Annotated in this window: 15 protein-coding genes and 1 pseudogene; 8 read left to right on the top strand and 8 right to left on the bottom strand. The window is 61.8% G+C overall.

The window, feature by feature from the left end:
- Positions 1-10: 10 nt before the first annotated feature.
- Positions 11-1,267: an arginine deiminase gene (gene arcA / locus OC445_RS15165; protein WP_014719694.1), complete on the bottom strand. Its 1,257-nt coding sequence runs from the start codon at positions 1,265-1,267 to the stop codon at positions 11-13.
- Positions 1,268-1,291: 24 nt separating this feature from the next.
- Positions 1,292-2,719, bottom strand: coding sequence for an arginine-ornithine antiporter (gene arcD / locus OC445_RS15160; protein ID WP_014719693.1), 1,428 nt, complete (start codon positions 2,717-2,719; stop codon positions 1,292-1,294).
- 397 nt (positions 2,720-3,116) lie between these two features.
- Between arcD (OC445_RS15160) and arcD (OC445_RS15155) the strand changes: the two genes are divergently transcribed.
- Together arcD (OC445_RS15155) and OC445_RS15150 are read left to right on the top strand one after the other, a co-directional pair.
- Positions 3,117-4,544, top strand: coding sequence for an arginine-ornithine antiporter (gene arcD / locus OC445_RS15155; protein WP_072448461.1), 1,428 nt, complete (start codon positions 3,117-3,119; stop codon positions 4,542-4,544).
- A complete protein-coding gene (locus tag OC445_RS15150) occupies positions 4,541-5,392 on the top strand; it encodes a DNA-3-methyladenine glycosylase family protein (protein WP_181123889.1) in 852 nt (283 codons plus the stop codon). Before arcD (OC445_RS15155) ends, OC445_RS15150 begins: the two co-directional genes overlap by 4 nt.
- Positions 5,393-5,496: 104 nt before the next feature.
- Here OC445_RS15150 and OC445_RS15140 read toward each other — a convergent pair whose 3' ends face one another.
- The 6 genes from OC445_RS15140 to OC445_RS15115 form a co-directional block, all read right to left on the bottom strand.
- Positions 5,497-6,846, bottom strand: a complete 1,350-nt coding sequence (locus OC445_RS15140) for a CoA transferase (protein ID WP_034128546.1) — start codon at positions 6,844-6,846, stop codon at positions 5,497-5,499.
- A gap of 37 nt (positions 6,847-6,883) precedes the next feature.
- The gene (locus OC445_RS15135; protein WP_054898400.1) at positions 6,884-8,230 is read right to left on the bottom strand and encodes a sensor histidine kinase; all 1,347 of its coding nucleotides are present in this window, start codon (positions 8,228-8,230) and stop codon (positions 6,884-6,886) included.
- Positions 8,231-8,294: 64 nt separating this feature from the next.
- Positions 8,295-8,753 carry an LTXXQ domain protein gene (locus tag OC445_RS15130; RefSeq protein ID WP_034128544.1) on the bottom strand — a complete coding sequence of 153 codons (459 nt, stop codon included), beginning with the start codon at positions 8,751-8,753 and terminating at the stop codon, positions 8,295-8,297.
- Positions 8,754-9,003: 250 nt separating this feature from the next.
- Positions 9,004-9,681, bottom strand: coding sequence for a response regulator transcription factor (locus OC445_RS15125; RefSeq protein ID WP_003193803.1), 678 nt, complete (start codon positions 9,679-9,681; stop codon positions 9,004-9,006).
- Positions 9,682-9,781: 100 nt separating this feature from the next.
- On the bottom strand, positions 9,782-10,081 hold the full coding sequence (locus OC445_RS15120; protein ID WP_034128543.1) for a YciI family protein: 300 nt from the start codon (positions 10,079-10,081) through the stop codon (positions 9,782-9,784).
- A gap of 1 nt (position 10,082) precedes the next feature.
- Positions 10,083-10,670, bottom strand: coding sequence for a septation protein A (locus OC445_RS15115; RefSeq protein WP_054898401.1), 588 nt, complete (start codon positions 10,668-10,670; stop codon positions 10,083-10,085).
- Between the two features lie 87 nt (positions 10,671-10,757).
- Here OC445_RS15115 and OC445_RS15110 point away from each other — a divergent pair.
- The 6 genes and pseudogenes from OC445_RS15110 to rluB all read left to right on the top strand — a co-directional run bounded on the left by OC445_RS15110 (position 10,758) and on the right by rluB (position 15,685).
- Positions 10,758-11,620, top strand: a pseudogene (locus tag OC445_RS15110) (PHP domain-containing protein).
- A gap of 13 nt (positions 11,621-11,633) precedes the next feature.
- A complete protein-coding gene (locus OC445_RS15105) occupies positions 11,634-12,263 on the top strand; it encodes an L-threonylcarbamoyladenylate synthase (protein WP_003193796.1) in 630 nt (209 codons plus the stop codon).
- 120 nt (positions 12,264-12,383) lie between these two features.
- A complete protein-coding gene (locus tag OC445_RS15100) occupies positions 12,384-13,082 on the top strand; it encodes a segregation and condensation protein A (RefSeq protein ID WP_164365898.1) in 699 nt (232 codons plus the stop codon).
- Between the two features lie 12 nt (positions 13,083-13,094).
- The gene (gene scpB, locus OC445_RS15095; RefSeq protein ID WP_034128541.1) at positions 13,095-14,015 is read left to right on the top strand and encodes an SMC-Scp complex subunit ScpB; all 921 of its coding nucleotides are present in this window, start codon (positions 13,095-13,097) and stop codon (positions 14,013-14,015) included.
- A gap of 126 nt (positions 14,016-14,141) precedes the next feature.
- Positions 14,142-14,333: a DUF1289 domain-containing protein gene (locus tag OC445_RS15090; RefSeq protein WP_034128540.1), complete on the top strand. Its 192-nt coding sequence runs from the start codon at positions 14,142-14,144 to the stop codon at positions 14,331-14,333.
- Between the two features lie 143 nt (positions 14,334-14,476).
- Positions 14,477-15,685, top strand: a complete 1,209-nt coding sequence (gene rluB / locus OC445_RS15085) for a 23S rRNA pseudouridine(2605) synthase RluB (protein WP_060763603.1) — start codon at positions 14,477-14,479, stop codon at positions 15,683-15,685.
- Positions 15,686-15,881: the final 196 nt, after the last annotated feature.

Genomic DNA, 15,881 nt, shown 5'->3' with positions numbered 1-15,881 from the left:
TGGAATCTCCTTAATAGTCGATAGGGTCGCGGATGATCGGGCAGGTCATGCAGTGGCCGCCGCCACGGCCACGGCCGAGTTCACCGGCGCTGATGGTGATCACTTCCACACCGGCCTTGCGCAGCAGGGTGTTGGTGTAGGTGTTGCGGTCGTAGCCAATCACCACACCCGGTTCCACGGCCACCACGTTGTTGCCGTCATCCCATTGCTCGCGTTCGGCGGCGAAGCTGTTGCCGCCGGTCTCGACGACACGTAGCGCCTTGAGGTTGAGCGCTGCGGCCACGGTTTCGAGGAAGTTGGTTTTCTCGCGCTGGATGTCGATGCCGTGGGGCTTGCTCTCGTCAGGGCGCAGGGTGAACGGCACGATCTGGTTGACTACTTCGGGGAAGACGGTGACCAGGTCGCGGTCGCAGAAGCTGAACACGGTGTCCAGGTGCATCGCGGCGCGGGATTTGGGCAGGCCGGCAACGATGACGCGTTCCACGGCTTTGTTCTGGAACAGGTTGCGCGCCAGTTGGCCGATGGCCTGGTGGGAGGAGCGCTCACCCATGCCGATCAACACCACGCCATTGCCAATCGGCATCACGTCGCCGCCTTCCAGCGTCGCGGCGCCATGTTCCTGATCGGGGTCGCCGTACCAGATCTGGAAGTCCGCGTTGGTGAACTCAGGGTGGAATTTATAGATGGCGCTGGTCAGCAGGGTTTCCTGGCGTCGCGCCGGCCAGTACATAGGGTTGAGCGTCACGCCGCCGTAGATCCAGCAGGTGGTGTCGCGGGTGAACTGGGTATTGGGCAGCGGCGGCAGGATGAAACTGGCGTGGCCGAGAAAATCGCGGAACATCTCGATGGTCTTGCCACCGAAGCTGCTCGGCAGGTCGTCGGCCGATACGCCGCCAATCAGGTATTCGCTGATTTTGCGCGGCTCCAGGCTGCGCAGCCACGAGCCGACTTCATCGACCAGGCCCAGGCCTACCGTGTTGGCGGTGATCTTGCGCTCCAGGATCCAGTCCAGCGCTTCGGGGTTGGCGACGATGTCGGTGAGCAGGTTGTGCATTTCCAGCACATCAATGTCCCGCTCGCGCATCTTGGTCACGAAGTCGAAGTGGTCGCGCTTGGCCTGGGCCACCCACAGCACGTCATCGAACAGCAGCTCGTCGCAGTTGTTGGGGGTCAGCCGCTGGTGGGCCAAACCTGGGGAGCACACCATGACTTTGCGCAGTTTGCCGGCTTCGGAATGTACGCCGTACTTCACTTTTTCCGTGGTCATTACAGATCCTCCAGTGAACAACAATTACAGGGTCAGGAAGCCGTCGTAGAGCCCATAGGCCGCCACCAGGGCGCCAATGACCACTGCGGCGAAAATCAGCTTCTCGACGGGGGTGAAAATCGGTTTGCCCAGTTCACGCTTGGCCTTGGCGAACAGGATCGCGCCGGGGGCGTAGAGCAGGGCGGAGAGCAGCAGGTATTTGGTGCCGCCGGCATACAGCAGCCAGATCGCATAGATCAGGGCGATGGCGCCGATGAACAGGTCTTTCCTGCGCTCTTTGAGGGCGTTCTCGTAGGTCTCGCCGCGCACCGCCAGCAGCAGGGCGTAGGCCGCCGACCACAGGTAAGGCACCAGGATCATCGAGGTGGCGAGGTAGATCAGTGACAGGTAAGTGCTGGCGGAAAACAGCGTGATCACCAGGAATATCTGCACCATTGCGTTGGTCAGCCAAAGGGCGTTGACCGGCACGTGGTTGGCGTTCTCCTTGCGCAGGAACTCCGGCATGGTGTGGTCCTTGGCGGCGGCGAACATGATCTCCGCACACAGCAGCACCCAGGACAGCAGCGCGCCGAGCAGGGAGATGATCAAGCCCACGCTGATCAGCACCGCGCCCCAGTGGCCCACCACATGCTCCAGCACGGCGGCCATCGACGGGTTTTGCAGCTTGGCCAGTTCCGGCTGGGTCATGATCCCCAGGGACAGCACGTTCACCAGCATCAGGAACAGCAGCACAGTGATAAAGCCGATCACGGTGGCCTTGCCCACGTCACTGCGTTTCTCGGCACGGGACGAGAAGATGCTCGCGCCTTCGATGCCGATAAACACCCACACGGTGACCAGCATCATGTTGCGCACCTGGTTCATCACACTGCCCAGGTCCGGGTTTTTCACGCCCCAGATGTCGGCGGTGAAGATGTCCAGCTTGAACGCGAACAGCGCGATGAGCACGAACAGCAGCAGCGGCACCACCTTGGCGACGGTGGTTACCAGGTTAATGAACGCGGCTTCCTTGATGCCGCGCAGCACCAGGAAATGCACGGCCCACAACAGCACTGACGCAGCGATCACCGCCGTCGGGGTATTGCCCTCGCCAAAGACCGGGAAGAAATAGCCCAAGGTGCTGAACAGCAAGACGAAGTAGCCGACGTTGCCCAGCCAGGCGCTGATCCAGTAACCCCAGGCAGATGAAAAACCCATGTAGTCGCCGAAACCGGCCTTGGCGTAGGCGTAGACCCCGCCGTCGAGGTCAGGCTTGCGGTTGGCGAGGGTCTGGAACACGAAGGCGAGGGTCAACATGCCGATGGCGGTAATCACCCAGCCGATCAACACCGCACCGACATCGGCGCTGGCGGCCATGTTTTGTGGCAATGAAAAGATACCGCCGCCAATCATCGAGCCGACGACAAGTGCGACCAGGGCGCCTAGTCGAAGTTTTCCGGGAGTTTCAGACATTGCATGACTCCAATGCAGGAGAAGAGAGACCACAGAATAATTCCGTGCGCTAATCAAACAGCTGACTCAGATCACTTCATTGGCACATTCCATTGTGAATTAACGACTTAGGGTGAGGTTTTTGCGGGCGAACAAGTCCCGCAAAGGCGCTTGATAGAGCGCTCTTTGCTTTGTGGTTAATCATTTGGTCGAGGACATGGGTGTTGACGCTAGTTCGTATTTGCGAATGTGCAAATTTTTTGTACGTTGTTTGACTATCGCTTCATAATTGACGTATTTAAATTCTAAATAAGCCTAAACTTCCTACCTTTACATATCCTTATGTTATGACAACGTCATTAATCTGAATTACTTATGTGCGCAGTTGTCGCCCAACCGTTTATTTCGAGGAAGCTGCATGACCCAACCCGCCCAGAAACTTCGGCTCAGTGCCCTGATTGCCCTGGTGGTGGGCTCGATGATTGGCGGCGGCATCTTTTCATTGCCGCAGAACATGGCTGCCCGTGCCGAAGTGGGGGCCATCTTGATCGGCTGGGCGATCACCGCCATCGGCATGCTGACCCTGGCCTTTGTGTTCCAGACGTTGGCGAACCGTAAGCCCGAACTGGACTCCGGGGTGTATGCCTACGCCAAGGCGGGTTTTGGCGATTACATGGGCTTTTCATCCGCCTGGGGTTACTGGATCAGCGCGTGGATGGGTAACGTCGGTTATTTCGTCTTGCTGTTCAGCACCCTTGGCTACTTTTTTCCGGCATTCGGCCAGGGCAATACACCGCTCGCCATCGGCTGCGCGTCGCTGTTGCTGTGGGCCGTGCATTTTCTGGTGATGCGCGGGATCAAAGAGGCAGCGTTCATCAACCAGGTGACGACGGTGGCGAAGATCGTACCGCTGTTGATGTTTATCGTGATCGCTGCGGTTGCATTCAAGGCGGATATCTTCACCCGCGATATCTGGGGCCTGGGCAACCCGCAGATGGGCAGCGTGGTCGAGCAGGTGCGCCACATGATGCTGGTCACGGTGTTTGTCTTTATCGGCATCGAAGGCGCCAGTGTGTACTCGGCGCGAGCACAGAAACGCTCGGACGTGGGGCGCGCCACGGTGATTGGTTTTGTGGGCGTGCTGGCCTTGCTGGTGCTGGTGAACGTGCTGTCCCTGGGCATCATGAGCCAGCCGGAGTTGGCGCAATTGCAGAACCCGTCCCTGGCCGGTGTGTTGGAGCATATCGTCGGGCCTTGGGGCGCGGTATTGATCAGCCTCGGCCTGGCGGTTTCGCTGCTCGGGGCGTTGCTCTCCTGGGCGCTGCTGTGCGCGGAAATCCTCTATGCCACCGCTCAGGACAAGACCATGCCGGCGTTCCTGAAGAAGGAAAACGCCAATCAGGTGCCGGTCAATGCCTTATGGTTGACCAACGTGATGATCCAGGCATTCCTGGTGATCACGCTGTTTTCAGCCAGCACCTACACCACCCTGATCTACCTGGCGTCCTCGATGATCCTGGTGCCTTACTTGTGGTCGGCGGCCTATGCGGTGCTGTTGAGCGCGCGCGGCGAAACCTATGCAGGCTGGCAGCGTCGGCGCATGAAAGATCTGCTGGTGGGGCTGGTTGCCCTCGGTTATGCGATCTGGCTGCTGTATGCGGGGGGCTTGAAGTACTTGCTGCTGTCGGCGTTGCTGTACGCACCGGGTGTGATCCTGTTTGCCCTGGCCAAGCGCGAGCAGGGCCAACCCTTGTTTACCACCGTGGAAAAAGGCATTTTCAGCGGCGTGATCGCGGGCGCCGGGTTAGCCGCGTATGGGCTGTATAGCGGGGTATTGTCACTGTGAGATTGGCGTATCAACCGCCCTACGACTGGGCGGCGATGCTGGGGTTCCTATCGGCGCGGGCGATTACCGGGTTGGAAACCGTGGTTGCCGGCGTGTATCGGCGCAGTATCAGTGTGGCGGGGCGACATGGCTGGGTCAGCGTCGAACCGGGCGCGGGGGATTGGCTGGAGGTGACGGTCGACTTTCCCGAGCCTGCCGCGATGCCTGAGATCGAGCGGCGCTTGCGCAGGATGTTTGATCTGGACGCGGTGCCTGAGGTGATCAACGCGCAATTGTCGCAAGACCCCCTGATGGCGCAACTGGTTGCGGCCCGCCCTGGCCTGCGGTTGCCTGGCACCTGGGATGGGTTGGAACTGGCGATTCGTGCAGTGCTGGGCCAGCAGATCACCGTGGTGGCGGCGATTCGCCTGGCGGGCAAGCTGGTGGCGCAGTATGGCCAGACCCTGCAAACCCCGCACGCCGATATTACCCACCTGTTTCCAACACCTGAAGTGCTGGCGGCGGCGGACCTGGCCGCCCTGGGCATGCCCAAGGCGCGCGGCCGTACGTTGTCTGGTGTGGCCCAGGCGCTATTGGATGACCCACAGCTTTTCGAACCCAAGGCCAGCCTCCAGGACGGCGTTGCACGGTTGGTGGCATTGCCGGGGATTGGAGAGTGGACCGCGCAGTACATCGCCATGCGCCAGTTGCGCGAGGCGGATGCGTTTGCGTCGGGGGATATCGGGCTGATCAATGCTTTGGCGGCTTTGGAAGGTGGGCCGGTGTCGGCGCGGCAGTTATTGGCGCGGGCCGACGCGTGGCGGCCGTTGAGGGCGTATGCGGCGCAGCATTTGTGGACAACCCTGTAGGAGCGAGCTTGCTCGCGAAAAACCTGAGAACGCCGCTGTGTATCAGGTTTCCCGCGTTATCGTTGGCGACCTTCGCGAGCAAGCTCGCTCCTACAGGGTATTAGTCACCATTGCGGCCGGTGCGAGCCCAGTTCCACCGCCGGCAAATCCCACTGCAACGGCGTGCCACTGATGCTCAGCGGCGCCAGTAGCCGGTGGGCCTGGCCCCAGGCTGTCTGCTCCACCACCAGGCCTTGGTCATTGATGTCTTCTTCGCGCAATGCCGCTTGCTGTGGCACTTGCCCGGCCTCCACCAGCAACTTCGCCGTACGCGCCAACGACAAGCGCGCCGAACCGCCGCGTCCGGAGTCCAGGCGCTCGGCCAAAGCCCGGATCGCACTGGCGGCCATCAAATAGCCGGTGGCGTGATCCAGCGCCTGCACCGGCAGCGGCAGCGGTTTATCCGTCTGTTTCCAGGCCATGCCGGCCTCGGCAATCCCGCTGCTCATCTGCACCAGGCTGTCAAAGCCACGACGATTACGCCATGGGCCGCTCCAGCCGTAGGCGTTGAGGCTGACGTCGATCAGTCCGGGGGCGATGTGCTGACGTTCGCCAAGGGTATAACCGAGTTGCTCCAGGGCATCGGCGCGGTAACCGTGGAACAGGATGTCGGCGTCCTTGAGCAACGCTTCGAACACTTGCCGGTCGTCGTGGCTCGTTAGATCCAGGCGGGCGCAGCGTTTACCCAGGGTCATTTCCGGGACGACGCCAGGTTCGTTCCAGGTGGGCGAGTCGATGCGCAGTACGCTGGCACCCAAGCCGGCGAGGAAACGACTGGCCACCGGGCCGGCCAGCACCCGGGTCAAATCCAGCACCTTGATGCCGGCCAGTGGGCGCGCTGCGGAACCGAGCCAGGGTTTGTCGGTGCCGGGTTCGAAGACCTGACGCTGGATCAACGCTTCGGCGTTTACCGCCAAGCCTTGGGGATGCTGCTGCCAGGCTTGCCAGCTACGCATCTGCGCCGCACAACCGCCCGCATCGACAACCGCCTGTTCCAGTTCGGCGGCTTTCCAGGTCGCGACTCTACTCGCCATGGCTGCGCGATCAGCGGCAGGCCCCAATACCCGCTCGGCCGCTGCGCGGTGATGGGGCGCGTTGGTGTGCAGACGGATCCAGCCATCCACGCTGGCGTAATCACCCGCTACCGGGTCCCACAAAGGCGGCACTTGCCACCCCACGGGGCGAATCGACGAGGAGAACCACAACGAGGCCAGGCGCCGATCCACGCTGACGCTGGGCAGGCGCCCGGTTTGTTGCTCAATCAACTGGGCGACGGCCTGGCCCGCGGCGCCGATGCTGGCGGCCGCCAGGTCTGTCACGGCGAAGGTCGAGGGCAAGGCGCCGGCCTGGGTCTGGGGCAGTGGGGCGTGCGGTAAAGCGAGTGCGGCTTGGATGGGAGTCAGCAGGTCTGTCATCAAAGGCCCTCCGTAAGAGAAGGGCCACTATAGAAGATCATCCCACCGGTGTGGCAACCCCAGGGATCAAGGGCAGTTCGATGCTGGCGATAAAGCCGCCATCGGGATGGTTGGCCAGGATCAGGTTACCGCCATGGCGCTCGGCGGCGCGACGGGCGATGGCCAGGCCCAGGCCATGGCCTTGGGCGGTCTGGCCTGGCGCCCGGTAGAACGGCTCGCCCAATTGGCTCAGGTGCTCGGCTTCAACGCCGGGGCCGTGGTCGCGTACGCTGATCAGAATGCGCCCGCCTTGATGCTGGGCCTGCAATTCAATCGGTTCGCCCACCGGGTTGAAGCGCTGGGCATTGCGCAGCAGGTTGTCCACGGCGCGTTCGATCATGGTCGGCCAGCCTTTAAGCTGCAAGTCATTGGCAGTCGTCAGTTGCACCACTTGCTCGGGGGCACTGAGTTGGGCGTCCTTTTGCAGCGTTTTAAGCAACGGGGTGAGGTCGATGTCTTCGGCGCTGGCGTTGTCGGCGTCGACCCGCGCCAATACCAGGATCTCGCTGATCAAGGCCTCCAGTCGATCGCATTCGCGGGTCAGGCGCGGCCAGAGTTTTTCCCGTTCTTCGGGGCTGGCGCGTTCGGCCAGGGCCAGGGCGATACGCAAGCGCGCCAACGGCGAGCGCAGTTCGTGGGACACGTCGCGCAGCAACTGGCGCTGGCTGCCGATCAGGCTTTGCAGGCGTGCGCCCATGCGGTTGAAGTCGTTGGCCAGCACGCCGAACTCGTCGCGCCGATTGGCCAGTTGCGCCAGGCTGTTCTGTTGATAAGTGGTTTGCCCCAGATCATGCACCGCGCCGCGCAAACGGCTGAGTGGGCGGGTGATGGACAAGGTCACCAGCAGGCTGAACAGGGTCAGCACCACCAGGGTAATCGCCAATGCACTGAGCGGCCACAGCAGGCTGCTGCGGTGCCAGGCGTCCAGCTCCGGGTGAGGAATACGGTAGATCAATAGGTAGGTGTCGCCGGTTTTGGCGCTGGTGTACTCGGCGGTCAGGCGTCGCCACGGCAGGTGGCCGTCCTGGCTGTCGTTCTGGCGGGCTTCGAACGCGGCGGCGCGGCGCGGGAAGGTGCCGCGCACCACCGGGTCGCCGCTTTCGTTAAGCACTTGCACGTCGATGTGGTACTGGCGTTTGCGCTGCTGCAGCAACTCCTGGGCGGCGTCTTCGCCCTGGGTTTCGTAGAGCTGCGTCCACTCTTGGGCCAGGTTGTTGAGGCCAGGGTGGCGGCTGAGAATCCAGGCATCCTGGTTGAGCATGTGCCCAAGCAGGATCGACAAACCGGCAACCAGGGCGATGGCCAGCCAGAAACTCGCCAGGATACGCCAGAACAATGAACGCACAGGAAACCCTCAAACAGGAAAAGCCCAGCGGCGCGAACCACTGGGCTGGGGTGAAGCTAGGTCATTATTGCGCTTTTTGCGCTTGCTGGGCTTTCCAGGCCTGGAACTCTTTCCATTCGGCGCGGCGTTCGGCTTGTTTCTTGACGATTTCGTCGTACTTCTTCTGCTGGTCGGGCTTGAGCACGGCACGGATATCGGTCTGGGTTTTCTGCTTGCCTGCGGCGATTTCGTCCTGCATCGCCTTCTGGTCAGCGGCTGGCAGTTTGTCCAGGTACTTTTTGACCAGGTCTTTGCGGGCGTGCCATTGGTCACCCATCAGCTTGCGGATCTGCTCGCGCTGTTCCTTGCTCAAGTCCAGCTGGCTGAACGGGCCGCCTTTGCCACGCGGACCGTGTTCACCGTGGCCTGGGCCGCCCATCATGTGGCTTTCAGGACCACCCATCGGGCCTGGGCCTTCCGGCATTGCCATGGCAACGGTGGGCAGGGCAGTGGCGAACATCAAAGCGATAAGGGTCTTGCGCATGGTGATTCTCCTGTCTCTATTCCGGTGAGTCCGGATGTGAGTAGGTTACGCAGCGCAAGGTCAGCGGCGGTCAGGGGAGGGTAAAGCTTCGGTAAAGACGGGTTTGATAGGAACTGACAAAACCCTCGAGGCTGATGAGAACGCGGGTGGGAGCTGGCTTGCCTGCGATAGCGGTGTGTCAGTCACCCTCATGCTAACTGGCCCACCACTATCGCAGGCAAGCCAGCTCCCCCAGGGTTGAGCGTGATGTTTAGAGGCTGTAGTAGTAACCACGACTACGCAGCGCCACGATCCGTGGCCGGCCATCGGGGTGTGGGCCGATCTTTTTACGCAGGTTGCTGACGTGCATATCCAGGCTGCGGTCATACAGGGTCAGCTTGCGGCCCAGGGCGATCTGCGCCAGTTCCTGTTTATCCAGGGGCTCGCCGGGCTGACGCAGCAATGCTTCGAGCAGGCGGCTTTCGGAGACGGTGAGGGCGAACTCCTGTTCATCGATGCTGACCACGCCGCGCACCGGGCTGAAGCACAGGTCCCCCAGTTCCAGCTGGGTCGATACCGCGGCCGGGTGGCTGCGGCGTAATACGGCGCGCAGGCGCGCCGTCAGTTCGCGTGGGTCGCAAGGCTTGGCCAGGTAATCGTCGGCGCCCAGTTCCAGGCCGAGGATGCGGTCCAGGGGTTCGCCCCGGGCCGAGAGCATCAGCACCGGCAGCTCCGGGTGGTCGTTGCGCAATTGCTTGAGCAGCTCCAGGCCGCTGCCGTCGGGCAGCATAACATCCAGTACGACGGCCGCCGGCGCACTGTCGGCCAGGGCTTTTCGGGCACTCAAGCCGTCATGGCAGGCGCGTACCTGGAAACCTTCCTGGCTCAACCAACTGGTCAGCAGCTCACAGAGCTCCTGGTCATCATCTATCAGTAACAGCTCGCTCATGACTCACTCAATTTAGCCATTGTCGGCGGCGAAGGCCCCACCGGTGACGCCGTGAGCCATTAGGAGTGCGCCGAAACGATTAGGTTCGACGCAGCCAGGCTCAAGGCAAGACTTGCTTGAACGGCTTGACCACTACATCGGCGTAGACGCCTGCTGCGACATAAGGGTCAGCCTTGGCCCAGGCCTGGGCGTCGGCCAGGGAGGCGAACTCGGCGACGATCAGGCTTCCGCTGAAACCCGCGTCGCCTGGGTCGTTGCTGTCGACGGCCGGGTGCGGGCCGGCCAGTACCATGCGGCCTTCGGCTTGCAGCTGTTTGAGGCGCTCGACGTGGGCCGGGCGTACGCTCAGGCGTTTTTCCAGGGAGTTGGCAACGTCGGTGGCAATGATGGCGTAGAGCATGTCAGTCCTCGGTTTTCGGTGTGGTGTCATGCAGGTGGCGTGACAGGTAGATGCCCTGGCCGATCAAAAACAATACGGTCATGCCCAGGCTGCCAAACACTTTGAAGTCGACCCAGTAGTCCTGGAAGGTGAAGGCCACGAACAGGTTGGCGGCGCCGCAGAACAGGAAGAACACGATCCAGGCCACGTTCAAGCGCCCCCACACCGGCTCCGGCAAGGTCAGCGCATGGCCCATGATCCGCTTGATCAGCAGGCGGTCACCGATGAAGTGGCTGCCGATAAACACCAGGGCGAACAGCCAGTTGACCACCGGGGCTTTCCATTTAAGGAAGGTTTCGCTGTGGAAGGCCAGGGTCAGGCCGCCGAACACCAGGCAGGCGACGAGGGTGAGCCATTGGCTTTTTTCCAGCTTGCGCTGCGAGATGAAGATGGCGCCGTACACTACGATAGAGCTGATGATCAGTACCGCAGTGGCACTGTAGATGCCCCCGAACGACAGCTCGTGGCCGGCGATTTCGATGACCCTGGGGTCGAGTTTGGTAACGATGAAAAACAGCAACAGCGGGATGAAGTCGATGAATTGTTTCACAGTAAGAGCCAGAAGCTGGATGTGTCGGCATAATAACAAACATCCTTGGTTGCGATAGCGCCAGCTGACTTGAGGTTACACACCCCCGTGAATGTTGATTTGCACTGCCACAGCACGGCCTCCGACGGCGCCCTGGCGCCCGCGGTACTGGTTGCGCGTGCGTTTGAAAAAGGCGTGCGAGTTTTGGCATTGACCGACCATGACACCCTTGAAGGCCTCGACGAAGCCCGCCAGGCCGCGCACTCCCTGGGTATGCAGCTGGTCAACGGCGTGGAATTGTCCTGCACCTGGGGCGGCGCCACCATCCACGTGCTGGGCTACGGTTTTGATCAAAAGGCCCCGCCCTTGGTGGCGGCGATTGCCCAATTGCACGATGGCCGCTGGCTGCGGTCCGAAGAAATAAGCCGCAAGCTCAGCCTTAAAGGCATGCCTGGTGCCCTCGATGGCGCCCGTGCTATCCAGCAGGAACTGGGCGACAGCGGCAACGCACCGGCCCGTCCGCACTTTGCCGACTGGATGGTGCGTGAAGGCTATGTGAAGGATCGCGCCGAGGCCTTTCGCAAATGGCTTGGCGCCGGCAAGTTGGGCGATGTGAAGCTGCACTGGCCAACCCTGGAAGACACCGTCCAGACCCTGCGGGCCTCCGGGGCCTGGGTGAGCCTGGCGCATCCCTGGCATTACGATTTCACCCGCAGCAAGCGCCGCAAGCTGATCAGCGACTATATTGGAGCGGGTGGCCACGCCATCGAGGTTGTCAACGGGCATCAACCCGCCGAACAGGTCGGCAGCCTGGCGATCCTCGCCCGCGAATTTGGTCTGCTGGTCAGTGCCGGCAGTGATTTTCATGGCCCAGGCGGCTGGTCCGAGATTGGCGAATATCGCCAGGTCCCGGAAGATCTGCCGCTGTTGTGGGGCGATTCAAGCATGACCCCATTATTGCCACCGTCTGAACAGGTAGAGCACGTGAGCCAATTCTTCCAGATTCATCCGGAAAACCCTCAGGCGCGCCTGATCAAACAGGCCGTGGAGATCATCCGTGCCGGCGGCGTGGTGATCTATCCGACTGATTCGTCCTACGCCATTGGCTGCCAGATCGGCGACAAGGGCGCGGTGGAGCGAGTAAGACGCCTGCGCCAGCTGGACGACAAGCACAACTTTGCGCTGATCTGCAGCGACTTGTCCCAGCTCGGGCTGTTCGCCAAGGTCGACACCGGCACCTTCCGCCTGCTCAAGGCCCACACGCCGGGGCCCTACACCTTCATCCTCAACGCCACCCGCGAAGTGCCGCGCCTGTTGCTGCACCCGAAGAAGCGCACCATTGGCCTGCGCGTGCCGGAACACCCGATTGCCCTGGCGCTGCTGGCCGAATTGGGCGAACCGCTGATGAGCGTGTCGTTGATCCTGCCCGGCGAAACCGAGCCGTTGTACGACCCTTACGAAATGCGCCGTTTGCTGGAAAAGCACGTCGACCTGATCATCGACGGCGGCTACGGTGGCAACAAGGCCTCCACGGTGATCAACCTGGCCGATGGCGAACCAGAAGTGGTGCGTGTGGGTTGTGGCGATCCGGCTCCGTTCATGGTCGAGGCCTGAATGTCAGCCGTGGAAGCCGCTGATCCCCAGGCTGGCGCCCAGCAGGAACTGCCGTTTGCCATGGTGTATGGCCAGGCAGTCATGGAAATGCCCCTGGACCTGTACATCCCGCCGGACGCCCTGGAGGTGTTCCTTGAAGCCTTCGAAGGCCCGCTGGACTTGCTGCTGTACCTGATCCGCAAACAGAACATCAACATCCTCGACATTCCGGTGGCAGAAATCACCCGTCAGTACATGGGCTATGTCGAGCTGATGCAGTCGGTGCGCCTGGAGCTGGCCGCCGAGTACCTGGTGATGGCGGCCATGCTCGCCGAGATCAAGTCGCGCATGCTGTTGCCGCGCTCGGAGACGGTGGAAGCCGAAGAGGATGACCCGCGCGCCGAGCTGATCCGCCGCCTGCAGGAGTACGAACGCTTCAAGGCCGCCGCCGAAGGCATCGACGGCCTGAGCCGTGTGGGCCGTGATGTGGTGGTGCCCAAGCTCGACGCTCCCGAGGCGCGCGCGCGCAAGTTGCTGCCGGACGTGAGTCTGGAAGAATTGCTGATGTCCATGGCCGAAGTACTGCGCCGTGGCGATATGTTCGAGAGCCACCAGGTCAGCCGTGAAGCGCTGTCCACCCGCGAGCGCATGAGCGATGTGCTGGAACGTCTCAAGGGAGGTGGGTTTGTGCCCTTTGTCGAGTTGTTTACTGCCGAAGAGGGCCGACTGGGCGTGGTGGTGACCTTTATGGCGATCCTTGAGCTGGTGAAGGAGTCCTTGGTCGAGCTGGTGCAGAATGAGCCTTTTGCGGCTATCCACGTGCGGGCGCGAGCCGAATAACGAGCTGAATCGATGAATCTGACTGAACCCCGCGAACTGGCCCCTTTGCTGGAGGCCTTTCTCCTGGCCTCGGGTAAACCGCAATCTCTGGAGCGCCTGTTCGAACTCTTTGAAGAGGCCGAACGCCCGGAGCCGCCGGTCTTCAAGAAGGCCTTGGAGATCCTGCGCAAATCTTGCGAGGGCCGTGCCTTTGAACTGCGTGAAGTGGCGTCGGGTTACCGCCTGCAGATCCGTGAGAAGTTTTCACCGTGGGTCGGGCGTTTGTGGGAAGAACGCCCCCAGCGCTACTCCCGGGCGATGCTGGAGACCATGGCGCTGATCGCCTATCGCCAGCCCATCACCCGGGGCGAGATCGAAGATGTGCGTGGTGTGGCGGTCAACAGCCATATCGTCAAGACCCTGCTGGAACGTGAGTGGATCCGCATTGTTGGCTACCGCGATGTGCCGGGCAAACCGGCCATGTTCGCCACCACCAAGGTGTTTCTCGATCACTTCAACCTGAAAAACCTCGACGACCTGCCACCCCTGGCCGAGCTGCGCGAAATGGAGGCCGAGCCGGTGCTCGACTTCGACGACGCGCCGGTGCCGCAAAGCCTGCAGGAACTGGCCGACGCCAGCGCCGAGCCGGAGGAGCCCAAGGACGAAACCAGTTTCCATACGTTGTTGCTGGAGCTGGACGACATGGAGCAGGGGATCAAGACCGACTTCGACGATTTGCTGCGTGATGGTGCGGCGGAGCCAGAAACCGAGGTGAACGTTGAATCCGAGCCTGAGGTCGAAGCCGAAGACGATGTGCTTGGCGTGGCCCAAGCCCGGGAAAAGCTCCTGGCCGCCGTCGCCGCCCTCGAACAGCCGCCCCTGAGTGACGAAGAAGACGAAGCCCGGGCGCTGGCCGAGGCCATCGAGAACGAGCGCCGCCAGCTCGAAGACTGACCGGCTCTGACTTTCACTGCGCAACCCATGTGTGAGCTGGCTTGCCTGCGATGCAGACGCCTCGGTCTCCCAGATGCAAGGAGGTGATGCCATCGCAGGCAAGCCAGCTCCCACAGAGGATCGACCATGAGTGCCATGAAAGACCCGTGCATCAGCATCTGCAAATTCAACGATGACATCTGCGTCGGCTGTGGCCGCAGCAAGCGTGAAATCCGTGCCTGGAAGAAACTCGATAAAGCCGACAAGCGCACGGTGCTGGCCGAAGCCGAGCTGCGATTGCTGGCCCTGGGGGCCACCGGTCGGCGGAAAAGCAAATGAGCTGGGCGTTATCGACTAGTCTGTGATGCGCAACACGCGCTATGCGCGTATGATTCGCGACCCCTTGCCGACCTATTCGGCCAAGGCCCCGCTTTCAATACCCTCAGGCCACGCCTGAATCGACCCACCGGGAGGTGCTTACGATGAATGACCAAGACCAGAAAGACCAGGAAATCGGCCCAGCAGGCGAAAAGCTGCAAAAAGTGCTGGCGCGTATCGGCGTGGGCTCGCGCCGCGACGTCGAAGCCTGGATCACCCAGAAGCGCATCAAGGTCAACGGCGTCGAGGCAACCCTCGGCCAGCGCGTCGACCTGCACGATGCAATCACCATTGATGGCAAGGTCATCAAGCGTGAAGAGGCCGCCGAATCGGTGCGCCGCGTGATCATGTACAACAAGCCCGACGGCGAGATCTGCACCCGTGACGACCCGGAAGGCCGTCCGACCGTGTTCGACAAGATGCCCAAGCCTAAAGAAGGCCGCTGGATCAACATCGGTCGCCTGGACATCAACACCACCGGCTTGCTGATGTTCACCACTGACGGTGAGTTGGCCAACCGCCTGATGCACCCGTCCTATGAGATGGACCGTGAATACGCCGTGCGTGTACGTGGTGAAGTCGATGACGAGATGATCGAACGCCTCAAGGCGGGCGTGGTGCTCGAAGACGGCCCGGCCAAGTTCACCGACATCAAGCAGGCGCCGGGTGGCGAAGGTTTCAACCACTGGTACCACTGCGTGGTGATGGAAGGCCGTAACCGTGAAGTGCGTCGCCTGTGGGAGTCCCAGGGCCTGGTGGTCAGCCGCCTCAAGCGCGTGCGTTTTGGTCCGGTGTTCCTGAACTCCGACCTGCCGATGGGCCGCTGGCGCGAAATGAGCCAGTACGAAGTCGATATCCTCAGCGCCGAAGTGGGCCTGACGCCGGTTGCCATGCCGCAGATGAACGCCAAGAGCAAAGACAAGCTTGAGCGTATGCAGCGTAAATCGTCGCGCCCAGTGCCACGTACCGAACGTGTTGCTCGCACCCTGCGCCCTGCGCTGGATGCACCGGCCACCGGCGGTCGTATCTCGCGTCAGCCGCACATTGAAGGCGAACGCCGCCCCACCGCGCCATCGCGTCAAGAAGGTGAGCGTGCGCCACGTACGCCGCGTCCTGCTCCGGCGGGTGGTCGCAGCAACCGTGGTGAAGCGGATCGCCCGGCCGACAACGCCAGCACCAAGCGTCCAGCCAAGCCAGCGGCGAACAAGCGCCCTGGCCCGAAACTGGTCGCGGACGAGCCTTCGGGTAAGCGCCGTGGCGCCCCGGCCGGTTCCGGCCAGCGTCCTGGTTTTGGCCGCAAGAAGCCGCAGTGATGCGCTAAGCGCTGCACGAAAACGCCAACCCTAGGGTTGGCGTTTTTTTTGCGATCTACATTTGAAATACCATCAACTGTGGGAGCTGGGCTTGCCTGCGATAGCGGTGGGCAAGCCCTAATGCCAGTCAGTTAACACAGAATCGGTAACTGTGGCGAGGGAGCTTGCTCCCGCTGGGGCGCGAAGCGGCCCCAAA

The sequence above is a fragment of the Pseudomonas sp. Pse35 genome (assembly GCF_024519715.1).
Lineage (GTDB): Bacteria > Pseudomonadota > Gammaproteobacteria > Pseudomonadales > Pseudomonadaceae > Aquipseudomonas > Aquipseudomonas paracarnis.
This window is presented reverse-complemented; position numbering and strand designations above follow the sequence as displayed.